We start from the raw sequence: 20,849 nt of genomic DNA, 5'->3' as shown, positions 1-20,849 counted from the left end.
GCTTTCCTTGTTAAACTGTTATTTCTTTGTTAATTAATGCACTAAATTCTGCTAAGGTCATGCTTCCTAAATCTCCCTCACCGTGCTTGCGAACCGAAACCCTACCTTCTTCCATCTCTTTTTCGCCTATAATGAGCATATAAGGCAGTTTTTTAACCTCAGCGTCTCTGATTTTTCTTCCAATCTTTTCATCACGAAAGTCAATCAGACCGCGAATATCGGAATTATTTAATTCTTCTGAAACTTTTTTTGCATATTCTTCATACTTTTCTGAGATAGGAAGAATGATGTATTGCTCTGGCGAAAGCCACAATGGGAAGTTCCCTCCGCAGTGCTCAATCAATACCGCCACGAAACGTTCCATTGAACCAAATGGCGCTCGGTGGATCATTACAGGACGATGTTTTTGATTATCGCTTCCTGTATATTCTAGCTCAAAACGCTCTGGAAGGTTATAATCAACCTGAATGGTACCCAATTGCCATTTCCTGCCCAGCGCATCACGAACCATAAAATCCAGCTTAGGCCCGTAAAAAGCGGCTTCACCATATTCTACCACGGTAGGCAAGCCTTTCTCTTCTGCTGCTTCAATAATCGCAGATTCGGCTAGTTTCCAATTCTCATCAGAACCAATGTATTTAGCTTTGTTCTCTGGGTCACGTAACGAAACCTGAGCCACATAGTTATCAAAACCTAAAGATTTAAATACATAAAGTACGAGGTCAATTACTTTTTTAAATTCTTCTTTCACTTGGTCTGGGCGACAGAACAAGTGCGCATCATCCTGCGTAAAGCCACGTACACGGGTTAAACCATGTAACTCTCCACTTTGCTCGTAACGATATACGGTACCAAATTCGGCAAAACGAACTGGCAAATCCTTGTAAGAACGAGGTTTGAATTTATACAACTCACAGTGGTGAGGGCAGTTCATTGGTTTTAAGAAAAACTCCTCTCCTTCTTGTGGTGTTTTAATCGGCTGGAAACTATCTTTTCCGTATTTTTCATAGTGACCAGAAGTGATATACAAATTCTTATGGCCAATATGAGGCGTAATTACCTGTTCGTAACCTGATTTTTGTTGTGCTTTAGTTAAAAACTGAACTAAACGTTCACGCAAAGCAGTACCTTTTGGCAACCACATTGGCAGGCCCATCCCCACTTTTTCTGAGAAAGTGAACAATTCCAATTCCTTACCCAATTTACGGTGATCACGTTTTTTGGCCTCTTCAATCATGTGAAGATATTCGGTCAATTCACTTGCTTTAGGAAACGTAACTCCGTAAATACGGGTTAACTGTTTTTTGGTTTCATCACCTCTCCAATAAGCACCAGCCACGTTCATCAACTTAATTGCTTTGATAAAGCTGGTATTTGGAATATGAGGTCCACGGCACAAATCGGTAAAGTTGCCTTGGGTATAGAAAGTAATTTTTCCGTCTTCCAGGCCATCAATCAAATCTAATTTGTATTCATCACCTTTTTCAGTGAAATACTCGATAGCATCAGCTTTGCTTACACTTTTACGTTCGAAAACTTCCTTTTGCTTGGCCAATTCCAGCATTTTATCCTCAATTGCCTTGAAGTCATCAGAAGAAAACTCTCTATCGCCAAAATCTACATCGTAGTAAAAGCCCGTTTCGATGGCTGGACCAATGCCGAATTTTGTGCCAGGATAAAGTGCTTCTAAAGCTTCGGCCATTAAGTGCGCTGAGGAGTGCCAGAAAGTCGATTTTCCTTCACTATCATTCCAGGTCAGCAATTTTACCGCAGAATCTGCTTCAATTGGGCGTGAACTATCCCAAACTTCTCCGTTCACTTCTGCCGCTAAAACATTTCGTGCTAAACCTTCTGAGATTGAGAGGGCAATTTGATGGGCATTTGTACCCTTTTCATACTGACGGACAGAACCATCAGGTAAAGTAATGTTAATCATCTACAACTATGATTTAAAGTTTAAAATAAATTGTTTTGCAAATCACCTACGTGTGTGATTTATTTTCTGCAAAGATAGGGTTTTTAGATTGTATTTCATGCCCAAGTTGCATTTATTAGCACTTACAAAACTGATGCTGAAATAAATTTGCTTCGCAGCTACTTCGTGGTCAGCATGACGGAGCGCCAATTATACGTCACCCTGAATTTATTTCAGGGTCGGCCACTGAGATTGCTTCGTGCCTCGCAATGACGTGGTGTACATACAAACAAAAAATGTCCCGACGATAGCCGAGACATTCAGAAAAAATATAAAATGGAATTTCTTAGTTTACCCTTCCAGTAGCGCCTTGGCGGTTGTTGTTATTTCTGAACCTGGCCATCATGGCTTCCATTTTGGCTTGGTATTGTTCAGGTGTAATGGCAACAGCCTTTTTGGGAGCGGTTACATCTTTAGTACTTACACCTCTGTATTCGATACTTTTTGCAGTGGTACCACCGCCTTTAATTTCGATAGCCAAAACAGCTCCTTCTGTCCACAAATTTGGCATTGGAGAAAAGTTAAAGCCTAAATCGTTAGTGTACCATAAAACAGTCTCTTCAACCACATCTTTCTCCATATCCAACACTTTGGCCTTACGGGTAGTTCTAATGATTACTTTCTTGCAATCAAGATTTACGATTTTCTTCGTTTCCTCAGTTTTAATCACTTCTACTGTTGGAGGAACATTTAAAAACTGTACTGCACTGTTATTTTGGTTGTTGTTTCTTCCTCCCATGTTATTCATTGGGTTGTTTGCAGTTACGGCAAGTTTGGTTGGCATGATGTAAGTAGTGTCCATCATGTCAAAAACCTCTACTACCTTTTGATCAGCGAAAGTGTAATAATATTCTCTATTGGCTCCGCCACCAAAACCACCAAACCTAAAGCCGCCACCTGGTCTGCCCCCGCCTCCGCTGTTGCTATCTTCTGTTTCTGTTACAGGCATAAAACTGGCGTTTGTAGCATTATAAAGCAATTCGTAATTGGCTTTGATAGATTTTGGCATACGAGCTTTCATCTCCTCTGGAATTTGTCTGCCGCTAGCTTCCGCTACAGCAACAGGATCAATCACACTTTCAAACTGGATTGCACCAGATTTCTTTTGTGCTTGGGCATTTATGGTAAATGCTAAAAGGCCTAAAAAGGCAATAAATATTTTTTTCATGATTGGTTGTCGATATTAAATCAGCAAAACAAAAATAAAGCACTTTGAAGTAAAGCAATGTTAAAAAAGGTTAATTTCTTTAGATTATAACCAGAGTTTTACAAAACATGGAAACAATTAGTATTCAGTGCTTTCTAACCAGCCATTTGCCAATACATCGGCCAGGTGCATGGTTTTGATAGAAAGGTTGTTTTTTTGGATATAGCCATCCAAATGCATTAAACAGGAAAGGTCCGTGGAAATGATATAATCGGCATCCATTTCCAAGGCGTTATTTACCTTTTGCTCAGCCATGGCCGAAGATATAGCATCAAATTTTACGGCAAAGGTACCGCCAAAGCCACAGCACATGTCGGTATCTTTCATCTCCAGCATTTCCAAGCCAATTACCCGCGACAAGAGCTGACGTGGTTCTGCCTTTATTTTACACTCCCGCAACCCACTGCACGAATCATGATAAACGGCCTTTCCTTCCAGCTCGGCACCAAAGTAATCTTTCTTAAGTACGTTGATTAAAAAATCGGACAATTCGAAAATATTAGCCTGTAAGCTTCTGCATTTATTATGTACCATAGTATTGGTAAACAAATCGTTATAACCTGTTTTAACCATACCTACACAAGAAGCCGATGGGGCTACGATGTATTGCGTTTCCGAAAAATCGGCTAGAAATTTTGTACCTATCTCCTTGGCTTGTTCCCAGTACCCTGCGTTGTACGCGGGCTGTCCGCAGCAAGTCTGTTTTGGATTATAAACTATTTCGCATCCAGCTTTTTCAAGGATTTTAATCGTATTAAATGCCGTCTCTGGATATAATTGGTCTACAAAACAAGGGATAAACAGTTCTATCTTCATGCTATTCTTCGGTCTCCACTTTTAATCAACAACCACTGCTTTGGGCTGTACTTTTTTGAGCAGCAGCAAAAATACTAAACCTAAAACAAAAAACAGGGCCAATGCGATCACAGAATTACGCATACTTCCACTCAATACTTCGATATAACCGAAGCTGAACATTCCGAAAACCAACGCAACTTTCTCTGTTACATCGTAAAAGCTAAAAAATGAAGTATGATCTGGACTATGCTGCGGTAGAAATTTAGAATACGTAGAACGTGATAAAGATTGAATACCACCCATGATCAGACCAATTACTGCTGCTAGCGCATAAAATTGGAACTCGGTATGAATATAGTAAGCTGCAATACAGCATCCAATCCAAATGGTAACTACTCCTATTAATACATTTACGTTACCAAATTTTTTGGAAGAAAGGTACGACATCAACATGGCTCCTGGAATGGCCACCAACTGCAAAATCAGGATGGTTGCAATGAGTTTTGAGGTAGGCAGATGCAATATCTTCTCTCCAAAAAGTGCTGCCACCAACATTACGGTTTGTACGCCCATGGAATAGAAAAAGAACGCAAACAGAAACCTTTTTAAGTATTTCATTTGTTTTACCTGTTTCCAAACTTTGTTGAGCTCTTGAAAGCCGCTGGTCATGATGTTTTTCTTCTCGGTTTTATAATCAGGGCTTCCCTTAGGCAAGTTTTTAAATGGAATTTGAGCAAAACCTATCCACCAAATGCCCACTAATAAAAATGACAAACGTGCCGGAATGGACGCATCAACAATACCAAACCATTCAGGTTTAAATACAAATACAAAGCAGATGATCTGTAAAATGATACTGCCAATATAACCATACATATAGCCTTTGGCGCTTACATCATCTTGTTTTTCTACCGTAGCGATTTCTGGCAGATAAGAATTATAGAATACCAAGCTGCCCCAAAAACCAATAGCAGCCAAAACAAACATGATGATGCTAAAATTCAAGGTGTCTACCCCTTTTTCTGCATTGATTTCGAAGAAGAAAAGTGCACTACAGGCAATGGCGCCAATATAGGTGAACATCTTCATGAAGATCTTTTTATTGCCACGTGTATCGGCTATGGACGACAATATGGGCGACAGCAAAGCAATCACTAAAAAGGCAAAAGCCATGGCGTAGCTATACAGGGCCGAATTGACGATTTTATACCCAAAGAAATAAACATAGTCAATGGTACTATCATCCTTATCTGATGTAATTGCAGTGTAATAGGCTGGAAATATGGTAGAAGTAATTACAAGATTATAAGCTGAATTGGCCCAATCGAAAAAGGCCCAAGAGCGGATTGTTTTTTTGTCGTTTTTAGTTTGCATGTAGTTTGAATGGTAGCGGCTAAGATAGGAAAATTGGTTAATTGCAATTATCAATCTTTCCAAAATTCATCTGTTAGATAAAAAACAGTATCTATAAAGAAAGGAATACCGTTATTGGTAAGTACATTTTCATCATGTAAATCTTCCAAAATAATCCCTAATTCAGCGTTGAAATAATCGTGATTCCTAGTATTAGAAAAACCATTTCTCGTTAAAAAGTCTTTTACTTCTTTTAAGTCTGTCATGGTTGTAAGTGTCACAAAAGTTTGTTGAACCACAGCGTACAACACATTGTTGTGGTCTTTTGTAAACCCTAGTAATTCGTATGCGGTATCGGAAAAAAAGTAATTATGCAGTAGAGGATTGTGAAAATAATCTACCCAAGATAAGTAATAGATAGTGTCATTAAGTTTAATAACGTGCTTATCGTCTTTGAGATAAACTTTTTGTTCCGCTCCCTCACTCACATACTTAGAGAAATCTATATCATCTATCCAAAGATTTTTCTCAGTAATGAATTTTTCTAAAACCTCTGTCTCTTGTTTTTTGAAGAGCTTTGAGTCTTTAGGCGTTGTGCTTGTTTGCGTGCTTTCTCTAAGGTAACTGGATATTGTTTGGATAATTTCTCCAAACCTAACTTTGCTCTTTCCTGAAAGGACATTGCGTAACTCATCTTTCACTTGATTTTACTAACAAATACAAAGATAACTAAAAGTTGGTAATTCCTAATTTGTTAATCCTTAGTAAATAAAGCTTAGAAAAAGCTTATTTAGATTTACGTGTTGATTTACAACTAAGATAGGAAAATTGGCTAATTGGTTATTGAAAATCTACAAATAATACTTCTTTCCATCGGTTTTAATTTTACCTGCGTCCAAAAGTTCTCTAATTCGTTCTATTTTGTCATTATCTGTACCCGTTTGAATGCTTTTTACCAATTCATCCAAATCGAGATGCTGGCCTTGCAATACGGTACAAATCTCAAAGTCAATGGTATCATTATAGGCAGAGAGGTCTTCCTGTTTTTTTTCAGCCAAACAAACATCACAAACACCACATTTTTCGGCACCGCTTTCTCCAAAATAAGTCAGCAACTGTACGCTTCTACAAATGTTGTTAGAGGCATACGCCAACACCGCTTCAATTTGCGTGCTCTGTATTTGCTTGCGCAGCTGGATGAATTTAGCATCTACGTCTAAGTGCAGCATATCCAAACGTGGGGTTACAAACTGTAATTGCGGCTGGTCGGTTTGTGGCAAATAGGAAATCACCTGATACTCTTGCAGTTTCTTCAAATATGCAACTACGTCGTTATAGGAAATCCTCAGCCTATTGGATAAATCGCTTTCACTAATCTTTACATAACCATCAAATGCCCCTCCGTACGAGCGCTGTATGGTTTTAACAATGGGATCAAAAGCAGCGTTTTCAATTTGGAATCGATAAACATCTTCGTGCCCTGCCACAAACATCAATCTTGATGGGATAAAGATATTTTCCGATAAAACCAGGTAACCATCTCTTTCTAAAAACTTCAATGCGGCCATGGTTTTAATCACGCCAATGCCAAAGCGCTTACAAAAAGCAGCTAAGTCAAAATCAAAATATAGCCCCTGCCCTGCGCCATAGGCCAATTGATAGTAATTACCAAGGTAATGGTACACCTTTTTAATTTCATCCACAGAGGGAAAGCTATCCGTGTATTTAGCTTCCAGTATCATTTGGTCAGCCTTGTTGGTTAACAGCACCGCAAAAGCTCTTTTTTCGTCCCTTCCTGCCCTACCGGCTTCCTGATAATAGGCTTCCAAGCTTTCCGGCAAATCCAAATGGATAACAAAACGCACATTCGGTTTATCGATTCCCATGCCAAAAGCATTGGTAGCTACCATCACCCTAATTTTATCCTTCTTCCAATCTTCCTGCTTCTGAAATCTCGCATCCTTTTCCAAACCAGCATGGTAAAAATCGGCGGAGATATGATTTCGTTGAAGGAAATTTGCCACTTCGGCGGTTTCTCGTCTATTTCTCACATAGATTAAGCCACAACCTTTAACATTTTTGCAAATCTCTATCAGCTTCTTATGCTTATCATCTAAATTAAATACTACGTAACTGAGGTTTTTACGAGAGAAGCTCTTCACAAAAACCTGTGCATCCTTCATCTCCAATTTTTCAATGATATCTGTCTTTACTTCTGGCGTAGCAGTAGCTGTAAGTGCCAAAACAGGGGTATCAGGTAATATTTCCCGCAGTTCCTTAACTTTCAAATAAGGCGGGCGAAAATCATAACCCCATTGCGAAATACAGTGTGCTTCGTCAATGGCGATCAGGTTTACATTCATGTAGGAGATACGTACACGCACCAGTTCCGATAGCAAACGTTCTGGAGAGAGATACAAAAACTTGATGTTCCCATAAATGCAGTTATCCAGCAAAATATCGATTTCCCGTTTGCCCATTCCGGCATAAATGGCAATAGCTTCAATTCCCTTGGCCTTCAAGTTTTCTACTTGGTCTTTCATTAAAGCTACCAAAGGCGATACCACAATGCAAATGCCCTCCATCATCATTGCGGGCACCTGAAAACAAATTGACTTTCCTCCTCCTGTGGGTAGTAGGGCTAAAGTATCTTGCTTTTTAATGACTGATTGGATAATTTCTTCCTGCAATGGACGAAAAACATCAAAGCCCCAATATTTCTTTAAAATTTCAGTTGCAGTCATAGATTGGCAAATTCAAAACTATGAAACCATCATCGCTTTTCAAAAAAGAGATTTGGCCGTAGATGCACAAATGTCAATTCGCTAGTTATCTTAACAGATTTCATACTACATTTTGGAACATTTAAAGATATGCTTCAACACCTCGTCACACCAAGCTTCAACAGTTCATCTAAACAAATCATTATCAATACTTTAAAATCATCATCAACAAATCAAAGCGATGAAATCTGTGTATCTGTGGCAAGAAATAGCTAAATTGCGAGGGTTAAATATTTGTTAGTACTAAGTAAGAATGAGGAAGTATTTATTAGCAGCTGCATTATTATGCGCCTTGGGTTCAACGCATGCCCAAGAGAAAAAAGAAACACCGAAATGGGACGTTGAAAAATATAAAGGCCCTACCAAAAATTTCAGCATTACCACTAACGAAGGTACTTGGATGAACCTTGACGTGAGCCCCGATGGTAAGGAAATTGTTTTCGACCTATTGGGTGATATTTATGTAATGCCTATTACCGGTGGCACCGCCAAACTTTTAAGCGGTGGCATTGCTTATGAAGTGCAACCCCGCTTTAGTCCAAATGGCAAATATATTTCGTTTACGAGCGATAGAAACGGCGCCGACAACATTTGGATCATGGATAGACAGGGAGTCAATAAAAAACAAATCACCAAAGAATCTTTTAGGTTGTTGAACAATGCCACCTGGATGCCAAATAGCGATTACATCATTGCTCGAAAGCATTTTACTGGCTCGCGTTCATTAGGTGCGGGCGAAATGTGGATGTACAGCATTTATGGTGGCGATGGTGTACAGCTGACCAAACGCAAAAACGACCAACAAGATGCGGGCGAACCTAATGTGTCGCCAGATGGTAAATACCTGTATTTTAGCGAGGATGTTTCGCCAGGCCCATTTTTTCAATACAGCAAAGACCCAAATGGCTTGATTTACGCCATCCGTCAATTAGATTTAACCACTGGAAAACTAAGCAATCTCATTGCCGATCAGGGTGGTTCAGTACGCCCGCAAATATCACCTGATGGCAAGTTCATGGCCTTTGTAAAACGAGTGAGGTTAAAATCAGTGCTTTACATCCAAAACCTGAAAACAGGGGAAGAATATCCGATTTACGACGACCTTACGAAGGACCAACAGGAAACCTGGGCCATTTTTGGCGTGTATCCAAATTTCGCCTGGACTCCAGATGCCAGGAAAATCATTTTCTATGCTAAAGGGAAAATAAGACAAGTGGAGCTTAGCAATTTGTACGTAAGCGATATTCCGTTTGAGGTAACCACTAACCAAACGGTGCAGGAGGCTTTACATTTTGACCAAAAAGTGTATACTGATGAGTTTACCGCTAAAATGATTAGGCAACTGGCCACTTCGCCCGATGGCAAAACGGTTGTATTTAATGCCGCTGGTTACTTATATAAAAAGGAATTACCCAACGGAGCACCAGAAAGACTAACCAACGGCTTAGACTTTGAGTTTGAGCCTAAATTTAGCCCTGATGGGAAATTTGTAGTTTATACGACTTGGAGCGACGAGTTTAAAGGAGCCGTTAAACGCACCGATTTAAAAACCGGAAAAACCGTTAGCTTAACTGATGAGAAAGGCTACTACTACTCTCCCAGCTATTCCAATAAGGGGGATAAAATTGTTTTCAGAAAAGGTGTTGGCAATGAAGTTTTGGGTTTAACCTATGGCAAAAACACCGGTATTTTTGTAATGCCTGCTAACGGCGGTGCCAAAACTTTAGTACTGGACAATGGTATTAAACCACAATTTAACGCCGATGATAGCCGTATTTTTTATCAAGGTTACGAAGCTGGCAAGAAAGCTTTTAAAAGTGTGGATTTAAATGGCGGTAACGAACGCACCCATTACACCTCTCAATACGCTACGCAATTTTGCCCAAGCCCAGATGGTAAATGGATGGCTTTTACCGAGCTGTTTAATGCCTACATTACGCCAATGGTTACTGCGGGAACTGCTTTGGACCTTTCTGCGGGCAACAAATCCATTCCTTTGGCTAGGGTAACCAAAGATGCTGGAACCTATTTGCATTGGAGTGCCGATAGCAAAAAGCTACTTTGGACTTTGGGTGAAAAATACTACAACAGAGAAATTAAAAACACCTTTTCATTTATTGAAGGTGCTCCACAAGTACTACCAGAACCAGATACCGTTGGCCTTTCTATTGGCTTGAAATTAAAAGCTGACGCCCCAACTGGATTAGTGGCCTTAAAAGGCGCCAGGATCATCTCTATGAAAGGCGACCAAGTAATTGAGGAAGGCACTATTTTGGTAGAAAACAATAAAATTAAAGCCATTGGTAAAGTAGAAGAAGTACCTATTCCCGCAGACATTAAAGTGCTTGATGTAACGGGTAAAACCATTATGCCTGGCATTGTAGATGTTCACGCTCACTTGAGAACAAGCCCAGATGGCATTAGTCCGCAACAGGACTGGTCTTATTTAGCCAATTTGAGTTTTGGAGTAACCACCTCCCACGATCCTTCGAGCAATACCGAAATGGTGTTTAGCCAAAGCGAGATGCTGAAAGCAGGGAGAATGGTTGGGCCAAGGGTGTATTCCACAGGTTCTATCCTTTACGGTGCGGATGGTGATTTTAAAGTAACCATCAACAGCTTGGACGATGCTTTATCGCACTTACGCAGATTGAAAGCCGTAGGTGCATTTTCAGTAAAATCGTACAACCAACCACGCAGGGACCAACGTCAGCAGATTTTAGAAGCGGCCCGTCAGTTAAAAATGGAAGTGGTGCCCGAAGGCGGTTCAACCTTTTTCCATAACATGACACAGGTGGCCGACGGACATACGGGCATTGAACACAGTATTCCAGTAGCCCCTGCCTATAAGGATGTAGTGAGCTTTTGGAACAACACCAATGTGGCCTATACGCCAACTTTAATTGTGGCCTACGGTGGCCAGTGGGGCGAAAACTATTGGTATGACCGTACCAATGTTTGGGAAAATGAACGTTTGTTGAATTTTACACCAAGAGCGATTATCGATTCTCGTGCCCGACGCAGAACTACTTCCGAATATGGAGATTATGGACATATTGAAGTGGCTAATGCAACCAGGCAAATTGCCGATGGCGGCACCAAAGTGAATTTAGGTGCTCACGGACAAATCCAAGGATTAGGTGCGCATTGGGAACTTTGGATGTTGGTACAAGGGGGAATGGATCCATTAAAAGCCATCAGATGTGCTACACTTAACGGCGCCGAATATTTAGGGATGGGCAAAGAATTAGGTTCTCTGGAACCTGGCAAACTTGCTGATTTAATTATCATGGAAGATAATCCTTTGGATGAAATTAAAAATTCAGAAAAGATTAAATATGTGATGATTAATGGCCGTATTTATGACAGCATGACCATGAACGAAACCATTAGCCGAGAAAAAATGCGCCCAAAATTGTGGTTTGAAATGGATAAAGGGGTAGCTTTTTCCTTACCTTATAAAACCGCTGAAACGTGGACATTTACGGTTCCAAATTGTGATTAGAAATAGCTAACACAAGCAGCTACTAAAAACGTCGTTGCGAGGTTCGAAGCAATCTTAGGGCAATTTGTGAGATTGCTTCGCACCTCGCAATGACGAATGATGAAAGAGGCTGGCGAACCAAGCGGAAGTTAATACAGATTTTACTTCACTGATTTTCAACCTACTTCGTAGAGTTTCGGTTCTTGCCATTCTTCTTCGAATGATCCGAGTGCCGTAGAAATGATGGATTCTTTTTGAAAGGACATTCAATCCTGCTTCTCTTCAAACCATCTTTTAATTAAAACAATTAAGGAGTATAAATTTCACATAAAACATTTTTATTCATATAATTACACAAAAATCATTCTATAATTTAGCGCATTTAATGAAAAAGCTTTTAGTTCTCGCCAGTTTCCTGTATTTTTCAGTATCAGCCCAAGAAAAAACACCCGAACCACTTAATCTCTCGCAAAAAAGATCTTATTCCAAAGAAATAGGTGCCAAATACAACCATTCGCGTTTTTACAATCACCCTGATTTTGGTTCATTACCAGAAAGCGCACCAAAGGGCAAAAATTTAGTAGAGGACCTTAGTCAACGAAAAGTTGACCAAAGACAATTCATCGACCTTGACAATCCACAGATTTTTTATTTACAGAAATCCGCAGTGCCAATCAATTACCTAAAAGACGGTAATTTGGTGGCCATCAATGCTAAGTTAAATCAAATAGACCCAAAACTTTATCAAGCCAAAAACCAGCCATTTCCAACAGAACTGAATTTAGCAGAGAAACGGTCTGTCATTTACGTAGGATCTAAATTTTTAAAATTCAACCATTTTAAGCTAAAAGTGGTAAGTAACAACAACAAAACTGAAGTTCTTAAAGCCAATTGGGATAAGATATCCGTTGCCGACGGGAAATGCTACATTACAGATATTTTCCCTGGAATAGATATGGAAATGAAGTACTTGGAAGCTTCTGTAAAATCTGATTTTATCATCAAGAAAAACCTAAATGTAAAACACCTTTATTTTATTGATGAGCTAAATGTAAGTCCCTCATACGCCATAAAACTGGAAGAAAGTATCTTGAAAGATAAAAACAAAGGCCGCTTGATTGTTTACGACAAAAGCACAGAAGAAACAGCATTAGAAATAAATCCCGCAAGGATCCACGACAGTTCCAATTCCAAACAATCATGGATAAACCCTTATGGCTTATCCCAAAACGAGCTAACCATAATTTGTGATTCTACAATACTTAATGATAAAAACACGGTTTACCCAGTAATTGTAGACCCGCTAGTAACTGTAGGGCCCATAAAAGCAGGAGCAACTTATCTAAGTGGAAGCGCCCTGGCACCTTCATCATGCATCCATTCGATCACTTTAACCGTTCCAGCGGGAACTACCCCTACTGATGTTTCTGCCAACTGGTCTATTCATAGCAATTGGTGCTTTGGATATTATACAGGCCATGGGGCACTAGGAGATGATTGTTGGCAATCAGAAGCGCAAATATGGCTCAGCAGTTCTTGTGGAAGTGGTCGTTCACCAGCAGGCACCACCTTTTGGAATTGCAATGGCTGTAATTCAACAGGGAACTGGAACGCCTCTATTCCGAGTAATTCAAGTGGAATGTCTTCATTGATACAATGTTTTGTGCCTTCGGCCACTGACCAAACTATTTCTTTTAATATCAATTTCAGCCGTACAGCATGCAGCCCTTACAGCAATTACGATGGCTGTAGCCCGGTAAGCAGGAGCTATTGTCAAACATTAGATAACTGGTCAGTTACCTTAACAGGCAGAAATTTGGAAACTTTAAATGAAACTACCACAGGAAATGGCACTTTAAACGTAACGGTACCTTGTGGCAGTAATTATACCATGGACCCACTTATTAAATATGGCGTGGCGCCTTTTACCTATTCATGGAACACAGGTGGTAGCAGTGCAACCAAAACAATTACCCCAACTACCACTGGCACTCAAACACACATACTAACCGTAAAAGATGCCGCTAACATTACTAGGACAGCTACCTTCAACGTAACTACCACATGTACGCTGCCTATCACTTTGATTTCTTTTGAAGGAAAACTAACTGGTAACCACGCTCAACTCACATGGACCGCTGCTGATGAAAAAAAGAACGATTACTATATTGTTGAAAAGAGTGAAAATGGCATTAATTTTAAAGAGATTAACAAAGTAATGGCTACCGTTGGCAATTCTACACCGAGTAGCTACAGTGTTAATGACAACGATTTACAAGGTAATAAAATTAAGTACTATCGATTAAAGATATTAAACAGCGATGGAGATATTGGCTACAGCAGTATTATAAAAATAAACACAGGTATCCAAACCAATGAAATGGTACTTACGCCTAACCCTGTTAAAAACATGGTTCAAATTCTGCTACCTGAAACGTACTCAAGTGATGACATTAGTGTTTTTGTATATACCATAAATGGCATAGAACGATTAACTAAAAAATTCCAAAAAAATGAAGCTTTAATCTTAGACCTGAAAGAATTAACTTCTGGAAGCTATGTAGTACGCGCCTTCGACAAGAATAACAAACCTATATCTAGTAAAACTTTTATTAAAGATTAAATGTAGCTGCTTAATGAAGGAGGTTACTTATTAAAAAACACTTCCAATTCTGATAAAGGTGCTCAAATAAAAACCTAGCGCAAACAGCTACTAAAAACGTCGTTGCGAGGCACGAAGCAATCTCTCAAATTGCCTTAAGATTGCTTCGCACCTCGCAATGACGAATGATGAAAGGGGATCTTTTTTTAGTTTAAATATTTTGCGCTATCACATAACCACTAGCCCAAGCCCATTGAAAATTATAGCCACCTAGCCAGCCCGTAACGTCTACACATTCGCCACCAAAATAGCAGCCAGCAAGTTTTTTGCTTTCTAAGGTTTTTGAGGATAGTTCGTTGGTATCAATGCCGCCACGCATTACTTCCGCTTTGTCGTAGCCTTTATCGCCAGCAGGTTTTACCTTAAAATAATGAATGGTTTGCTCCAAATCTTCCATTTCTGCCTTGCTTAAATCGGCAATGGTTTTATTTAAGGGCATAAATTTGCCCAGCGCATCCGTAAATTTCTTGGTATAAAACCTATTTAACAAAGTAGATAATTGGATACGTCCGTGATGTTGACGTTCAGCACTTAAAATGTTTAAGATATTTTGGTTCGGTAGCAGGTCAATATTTATTTCCTGTCCCCTACGCCAATAGCTTGAAATTTGCAAGATGGCTGGACCACTTAAGCCCCAATGTGTAAACAAGATGTTTTCCTCAAAACTGGCTTCATCATTGCTTACCCTACAAAATACCGAGTTCCCTGATAGTTGGGCAAACCAAGCTTCATCTTTACCCGTAATGGTTAAAGGCACCAAAGCTGGGGCCGTTTCTACAATATTTAAAGCATGCTTTCTGGCAAATTTCAAAGCGAAATCTGTGGCGCCCATTTTCGGGATAGGTAAACCGCCCGTAGCAATCACTAATTTGGGTGCTGTTATGGTTTTTTCTTTATTATTCGAACGATAGGCAACTTGGTATGCTCCCCCATTGTTGTCAATAGAAATCACGGCTGTATTGCATAAAATCTGTTGTTCCATTTCTTCGCAAAGCGAGGCAAACACATTCACTACATCTTTGGCGTTTTTGCCTTCTGGAAAGAGCTGTCCCAAAGTTTTCTCGGCACCGTAAATCCCGTAGGTTTCAAAGAAACTGATGGAATCTTCTACAGTCCATTGCTTAAAGGCCGATTTCACGAAATGTTCATTGGCAGAGATGAATTGCTCATGGGTAGCGCCAATGTTGGTATAATTGCAGCGGCCACCGCCTGAAATTAGAATTTTAGCCCCTGGCTTGTCGTTCTTTTCGAGCACTATTACTTTCTTTCCCAAAAAGCCCGCTTGCACCGCACACATCAATCCACAAGCACCGGCACCAATAATTATTGCATCGTAAGCCATTTATGAAGTATCAAGTTAAAAGGCAAAAGTAAAAAATGAAAGGGGATTATTGGATTTTAACCGCAAAGGTTGTATAAGTTTTCGCAAAGGGACGCAAAGAGTGATCCATTTTTGTCTTTGCGGGTTATCCTTTTATATGGTGCACCATTTTAAAATAGCCCTGATTGAAGTGGAAATACTTTTTGCCTGTGGGAAAACCTCATAGGTTTAATTTGCATCATGCTAGTAAACCTATGAGGTTTTGGGATAGCCACAAAAAGATTGAAACGGAAAGCAGGACTTTCGGGAAATAGTAGCACCAATGTTGCGCTTCTAATCCGATTGAATATGCAATTTGCCCCAAGCGTATACTTATTTTTGCTATTTTTGTGCAAATTCAAGTGATAAATAATGGCAAAACAGATTAGCGAGTTAAAACTGGGTATTTTAGGTGGCGGACAATTAGGTAGAATGTTAATTCAGGAAGCAGTTAACTACAATTTGACCACTTTGGTGCTTGATCCTGATGCTGATGCGCCATGTAAACACATCGCTAATTATTTCGAAAACGGCTCCATTACCGACTACGATACGGTTTACAATTTTGGCAGAAAGGCCGATATTATTACCATTGAAATTGAAAAGGTGAATGTTGAGGCTTTGGAGCAATTGGAAAAAGAAGGTAAAAAGGTTTTTCCTCAGCCTCGTGTAATCCGGTTGATTCAGGATAAAGGTATCCAAAAGCAGTTCTTTAAGGAAAACGATATTCCTACTGCTCCTTTTATGCTGGTAAACGCTAAGGAGGATTTGGCCAATGGCAAGTTCCAGTTCCCCTACATCTTAAAGCTTCGTAAAGATGGCTATGATGGCAAGGGTGTAATGAGAATAAATAGTGCTGCCGATGTACAGAATGCTTTTGAAGCTCCTACTTTAATTGAAGAACTGGTACACTTTGAAAAGGAAATTGCTGTTATTGTAGCTCGAAATGCCAATGGAGATGTAAAAACCTTTCCAATGGTAGAAATGGAGTTTAACCCCGAAGCTAATTTGGTGGAGTTCTTGATTTCGCCGTCTACCTATCCTGAAAGTATACAGGAAAGAGCCGAAAAAATTGCCAAAGATATCGCTGCAGCGCTAAACATTACGGGTATTTTAGCGGTAGAAATGTTTATCACCAAACATGGTGATATTTTAGTCAATGAATTGGCTCCTCGTCCGCATAACAGTGGCCACCAAACCATTGAGGGCAACTACGTTTCGCAATTTGGCCAACATTTAAGGGCTATTTTCAATTTGCCCTTGGGCGATACCCGCTCTATTTCGAATGCGATTATGGTAAACGTTTTGGGCGAAAAAGGTCATGACGGTGTGGCCAAGTATGATGGATTGGAGAAAATTTTATCCATTGAAGGTGTGTACGTGCATTTATACGGCAAAAAATACACCAAGCCTTTCCGCAAAATGGGCCACTTAACTATTATTGACCAAAACCGCGAAAAAGCGATCGAAAAAGCAAGGTTTGTACAGCAAACGTTGAAAGTGATTTCTTAGGAGCAAGGAATAAGGAACAAGGAGCAAAGAGCAAAGAGCAAAGAGCAAAGAGCAAGGAATAAGGAATAAGGAATAAGGAACAAGGAGCAAAGAACAAGGATTTGGCAAGTGGTGCTAAACACAAACAGCCAAATAAGCAAAAAACTATATAAAAAGATGAAAGTTGGTATTATCATGGGCAGCAAGTCTGACCTGCCAGTTATGCAAGATGCAGCAGATATTTGCAAAGCCTTTGGTGTTGATTTTGAAATTACGGTAGTTTCTGCGCACAGAACGCCTGATAGAATGTTCAATTATGCTAAAGAAGCGGCAAGCCGCGGCATTAAGGTCATTATTGCGGGTGCTGGCGGTGCGGCACATTTGCCTGGCATGGTGGCTTCTATTACTACCGTTCCAGTAATTGGGGTTCCGGTAAAATCGTCCAACTCTATCGACGGTTGGGACAGCATTCTGTCTATTCTGCAAATGCCAAATGGCATCCCTGTAGCCACCGTGGCTTTAAATGCGGCAAAAAATGCTGGTTTATTGGCCGTACAAATCTTGTCCACTGCACAGCCAGCATTGGCGGAGAAAATGCAAGCCTATAAAGATGATTTGAGGCAAAAAGTGGAGGAAACTGCCGCTGAGATGGAAGGTTAGTTCGCAAGTCGGAAAGTCAATAGTCCGCAAGTCGGAAAGTTAATAGTTCGTAAGTTGGAAAGATAATCTTTCTGACTTTCTGACTTTCTAACTTTCTAACTTTCGGACTGATAACTAATGACTTTTCTAATTCAAATTAGGATCTACTGGAAAATTGCTCACATGAGCATATTTGGGTCCTAAGTTAATGATCACCTCTTTCCACAGTTCTTCTTCATTATTGGAAAAAATGGTGTCCTGATGGTATTGGTCTGAAACAATCCAAGTATTAGTAGCTATCTCCTCTTCTAACTGGCGGTTGCTCCAACCTGAATAGCCAAGAAAAAACTTAACTTCATCTTCCCGTACGCTATTATTGTTCACCAATAATTTTAGGGTTTCAAAATCACCGCCCCAGTACAAGCCTGGCATAATTTCCTCGCCGCTATCCATTTTATCAAAACAACGATGGATGAAATGAACGGTATCTACCTCCACTGGCCCGCCAATAAACACCTGAAAATCGGCCATCCATAAGTCTGGAATTAAGTCTTTTACCACTAGGTTGCTAGGTTGGTTCAAAATAAAACCTACAGAGCCCTCTTCATTATGTTCGGTCAATAAAACCACCGAGCGCTTAAAGTTGGGATCGGCCAAAAAAGGTTCCGAAATCAACAATTTTCCTACCGATGGTTCCAACAAACTTAACATATTGGTAAAATAACAAAAAATATTCGCAAGTATGCAAAAATGATTGTGCGCACAGGTCACATATTTCTACTTAAATATTAAAAACTTTATCATTAACAAAAGCTATTTTTGCTTCATGAAGGTCAGTAAAGAAATGATACAAAACTTAAGGCAAGACTATAAAGCTGCCGAGTTAAGTGAAAAAGATGTGGTTAAAAATCCGATAGCGCAGTTTGAAAAATGGTTTGAAGATGCGGTGAACGCCGAAATTTTTGAACCTAACGTGATGACACTGGCTACCGTAGATAAAAGTGCACGACCGAATGCCAGAATTGTATTGTTAAAGGGCTTTGACGAAAATGGCTTTAGCTTTTACACCAACTACCTTAGCCAAAAAGGTAAAGAAATAAAGAAAAATCCCTATGCTTGTTTAGTATTTTTTTGGGCCGAACTGGAACGTCAAGTGAGAATTGAAGGCAGAATTAAAAAGTTGGACAAGGAAACTTCCGAGCAATATTTCAATTCCCGTCCACAGGGAAGTCAAATTGGGGCTATCGCCTCGCCTCAAAGCCAAGTAATTCCTAACAGAGATGTTTTAGAACAAAGGGTTGAAGAATTGACCCAACAGTACGAAGGAAAAACCATTCCAAAACCAGCACACTGGGGCGGTTACCTCGTAAAACCAACCGCAATTGAATTTTGGCAAGGACGCTCAAGTCGTTTACATGATCGGATTAAGTACACTTTTAGCAACGGAAGCTGGAAAATTGAGCGTTTAGCACCTTGATGTTATAAGTTATAAGTTTTAAGTATTAAGTAATAGGTTTGCATATCAGCAACTAAAAACAAAACAACTAACCAACCACCATGAGTACAACTGTAAGTACCAAACATCCTAAACAGCTCTATTTGCTATTTTTCACCGAAATGTGGGAGCGTTTCTCTTTCTATGGCATGAAAGCTTTGCTTTTGGCCTACATGGTAACGCAATTAAAGTTTGATGAACCAAAAGGTTATGCCATTTTAGGTGCCTACTCAGCTTTGGTTTATACTATGCCTATGTTTGGCGGTATGCTTGCCGACAAATTTTTGGGCTATCGGCGGGCGATAATTTTTGGTGGTGTAATGATGGCCATTGGACACATTGTACTGGCCATCCCGCAGGATTGGAGCTTCTTTTACGGCATGGCTTTCATTATTTGCGGAAATGGTTTCTTTAAACCTAACGTTTCTAGCTTGGTTGGAACGTTGTACGACAATAACGACCCTAAGAAAGACAGTGCATTTTCTTTGTTCTACATGGGTATCAACATTGGCGCAGCTTTAGGTGGTTTACTTTGTGGCTACGTTGGTCAAAAAATAAACTGGCATTTTGGTTTTGGTTTGGCTGGTATTTTCATGGTATTGGGTTTGGTTATTTTCATCATAGGAAAAGCTTCTCTGAAAGAAAAAGGTCTGCCCATCACTAACGATTTAAACAAAAAAATAGCGGGTGTAATTAAAGTGGAGCATACTATTTACCTACTTACTTTACTTGCCTTACCTTTAATTGTTACGCTTTTTAACTACTACGAAGCGCTGGACAGCATCATGCTGGTACTCGCAGTAGTTTCTGTAGCTTACATTCTATATTTATCGTCGAAATTAGAGAAAGAAGCAAAATTCAAGTTGTTGTCTGCTTTAACTTTAGTAGTGGTTTCAACTTTATTTTGGGCTTTTTACGAGCAAAATGCAGGTTCATTAAACTTATTCGCCATGCGGAATGTAGACATGCATGTTTTTGGTGTTGAACTGCCCGCACTTTCTGTAAACAACTTTTTGCCACCGGCATGGGTAATTGTCATGAGTTTGATTTTTGCTGCTTTATGGCCTTGGCTAAACAAACGAGGATTAGAACCCTCTACCCCGGCTAAATTTGCACTTTCTTTCATTTTTGTAGCATTGGGCTTTTTCACCTTCTATTTAGCCTGCCAAGCTAGTTTAGGTAATGGGTTAATTCCGTTACTTGCTTTTGCGGGTGGATATTTCTTTATCATTTGTGGTGAAATGTGCATTTCTCCTGTGGGTTTATCTATGATCACCAAGCTATCCCCGGTAAACATTGTTGGTTTAATGATGGGGATTTTCTTCTTTTTTACAGCCATTGGCGAATTTTTGGCGGGTAAAATTGGCGCTTTAATGGCCATCCCTAAAAACGTAATTGAAGCAAATAATCCAGTGCTGTCATTGCCTTATTATGCTAACGTGCTGCTTCAAATTTCCATTTATTCTGCGGGTATCGGTTTGTTTATTTTCTTGTTGGTTCCAGTATTGAAAAAATGGATGGGCAACATCAGGTAGTTTAACACAATTTAACGGATTAGCTTGGCAAAAACATCAGCTTAATTTTGTTATTTTCGCAAATCGT

14 protein-coding genes are annotated in these 20,849 nt (G+C 39.8%); 6 read left to right on the top strand and 8 right to left on the bottom strand.

The window, feature by feature from the left end; all coding sequences use genetic code 11:
• Nucleotides 1-10: 10 nt before the first annotated feature.
• The 6 genes from thrS to DUT71_RS03935 form a co-directional block, all read right to left on the bottom strand.
• Nucleotides 11-1,936 carry a threonine--tRNA ligase gene (gene thrS / locus DUT71_RS03960; RefSeq protein ID WP_113661239.1) on the bottom strand — a complete coding sequence of 642 codons (1,926 nt, stop codon included), beginning with the start codon at nt 1,934-1,936 and terminating at the stop codon, nt 11-13.
• Between the two features lie 325 nt (nt 1,937-2,261).
• Nucleotides 2,262-3,143: a hypothetical protein gene (locus tag DUT71_RS03955; protein WP_113661238.1), complete on the bottom strand. Its 882-nt coding sequence runs from the start codon at nt 3,141-3,143 to the stop codon at nt 2,262-2,264.
• 117 nt (nt 3,144-3,260) lie between these two features.
• On the bottom strand, nt 3,261-3,998 hold the full coding sequence (locus DUT71_RS03950) for a (Fe-S)-binding protein (RefSeq protein ID WP_113661237.1): 738 nt from the start codon (nt 3,996-3,998) through the stop codon (nt 3,261-3,263).
• A gap of 21 nt (nt 3,999-4,019) precedes the next feature.
• Nucleotides 4,020-5,354 carry an MFS transporter gene (locus tag DUT71_RS03945; protein ID WP_113661236.1) on the bottom strand — a complete coding sequence of 445 codons (1,335 nt, stop codon included), beginning with the start codon at nt 5,352-5,354 and terminating at the stop codon, nt 4,020-4,022.
• A 50-nt stretch (nt 5,355-5,404) separates the two neighbouring features.
• Nucleotides 5,405-6,034, bottom strand: coding sequence for a putative polyvalent protein kinase domain-containing protein (locus tag DUT71_RS03940; RefSeq protein ID WP_113661235.1), 630 nt, complete (start codon nt 6,032-6,034; stop codon nt 5,405-5,407).
• A gap of 150 nt (nt 6,035-6,184) precedes the next feature.
• Nucleotides 6,185-8,077 carry a RecQ family ATP-dependent DNA helicase gene (locus tag DUT71_RS03935; RefSeq protein ID WP_113661234.1) on the bottom strand — a complete coding sequence of 631 codons (1,893 nt, stop codon included), beginning with the start codon at nt 8,075-8,077 and terminating at the stop codon, nt 6,185-6,187.
• A gap of 292 nt (nt 8,078-8,369) precedes the next feature.
• On the opposite strand from DUT71_RS03935, the gene DUT71_RS03930 reads away from it, so the two are divergent.
• Nucleotides 8,370-11,621, top strand: coding sequence for an amidohydrolase family protein (locus tag DUT71_RS03930; RefSeq protein WP_113661233.1), 3,252 nt, complete (start codon nt 8,370-8,372; stop codon nt 11,619-11,621).
• Between the two features lie 364 nt (nt 11,622-11,985).
• Nucleotides 11,986-14,223, top strand: a complete 2,238-nt coding sequence (locus DUT71_RS03925; protein ID WP_113661232.1) for a T9SS type A sorting domain-containing protein — start codon at nt 11,986-11,988, stop codon at nt 14,221-14,223.
• A gap of 190 nt (nt 14,224-14,413) precedes the next feature.
• Here the strand turns inward: DUT71_RS03925 and DUT71_RS03920 are convergent, their stop codons facing one another.
• On the bottom strand, nt 14,414-15,604 hold the full coding sequence (locus tag DUT71_RS03920) for a BaiN/RdsA family NAD(P)/FAD-dependent oxidoreductase (protein WP_113661231.1): 1,191 nt from the start codon (nt 15,602-15,604) through the stop codon (nt 14,414-14,416).
• 390 nt (nt 15,605-15,994) lie between these two features.
• On the opposite strand from DUT71_RS03920, the gene DUT71_RS03915 reads away from it, so the two are divergent.
• On the top strand, nt 15,995-17,134 hold the full coding sequence (locus tag DUT71_RS03915) for a 5-(carboxyamino)imidazole ribonucleotide synthase (protein ID WP_113661230.1): 1,140 nt from the start codon (nt 15,995-15,997) through the stop codon (nt 17,132-17,134).
• Nucleotides 17,135-17,290: 156 nt separating this feature from the next.
• Complete coding sequence (purE, locus tag DUT71_RS03905; RefSeq protein ID WP_113661610.1) at nt 17,291-17,773, top strand: 5-(carboxyamino)imidazole ribonucleotide mutase; 483 nt, start codon at nt 17,291-17,293, stop codon at nt 17,771-17,773.
• A gap of 126 nt (nt 17,774-17,899) precedes the next feature.
• Here purE and DUT71_RS03900 read toward each other — a convergent pair whose 3' ends face one another.
• Nucleotides 17,900-18,463 (bottom strand): YqgE/AlgH family protein, encoded by a 564-nt coding sequence (locus DUT71_RS03900; protein ID WP_113661228.1) that lies wholly within the window; start codon nt 18,461-18,463, stop codon nt 17,900-17,902.
• A gap of 115 nt (nt 18,464-18,578) precedes the next feature.
• On the opposite strand from DUT71_RS03900, the gene pdxH reads away from it, so the two are divergent.
• Together pdxH and DUT71_RS03890 are read left to right on the top strand one after the other, a co-directional pair.
• Nucleotides 18,579-19,229 carry a pyridoxamine 5'-phosphate oxidase gene (gene pdxH, locus DUT71_RS03895; protein WP_113661227.1) on the top strand — a complete coding sequence of 217 codons (651 nt, stop codon included), beginning with the start codon at nt 18,579-18,581 and terminating at the stop codon, nt 19,227-19,229.
• A gap of 80 nt (nt 19,230-19,309) precedes the next feature.
• Complete coding sequence (locus DUT71_RS03890) at nt 19,310-20,782, top strand: peptide MFS transporter (RefSeq protein WP_113661226.1); 1,473 nt, start codon at nt 19,310-19,312, stop codon at nt 20,780-20,782.
• Nucleotides 20,783-20,849: the final 67 nt, after the last annotated feature.

The sequence above is a fragment of the Pedobacter nanyangensis genome, from assembly GCF_003313505.1.
In the GTDB taxonomy this organism is placed as follows: domain Bacteria; phylum Bacteroidota; class Bacteroidia; order Sphingobacteriales; family Sphingobacteriaceae; genus Pedobacter; species Pedobacter nanyangensis.
This window is presented reverse-complemented; position numbering and strand designations above follow the sequence as displayed.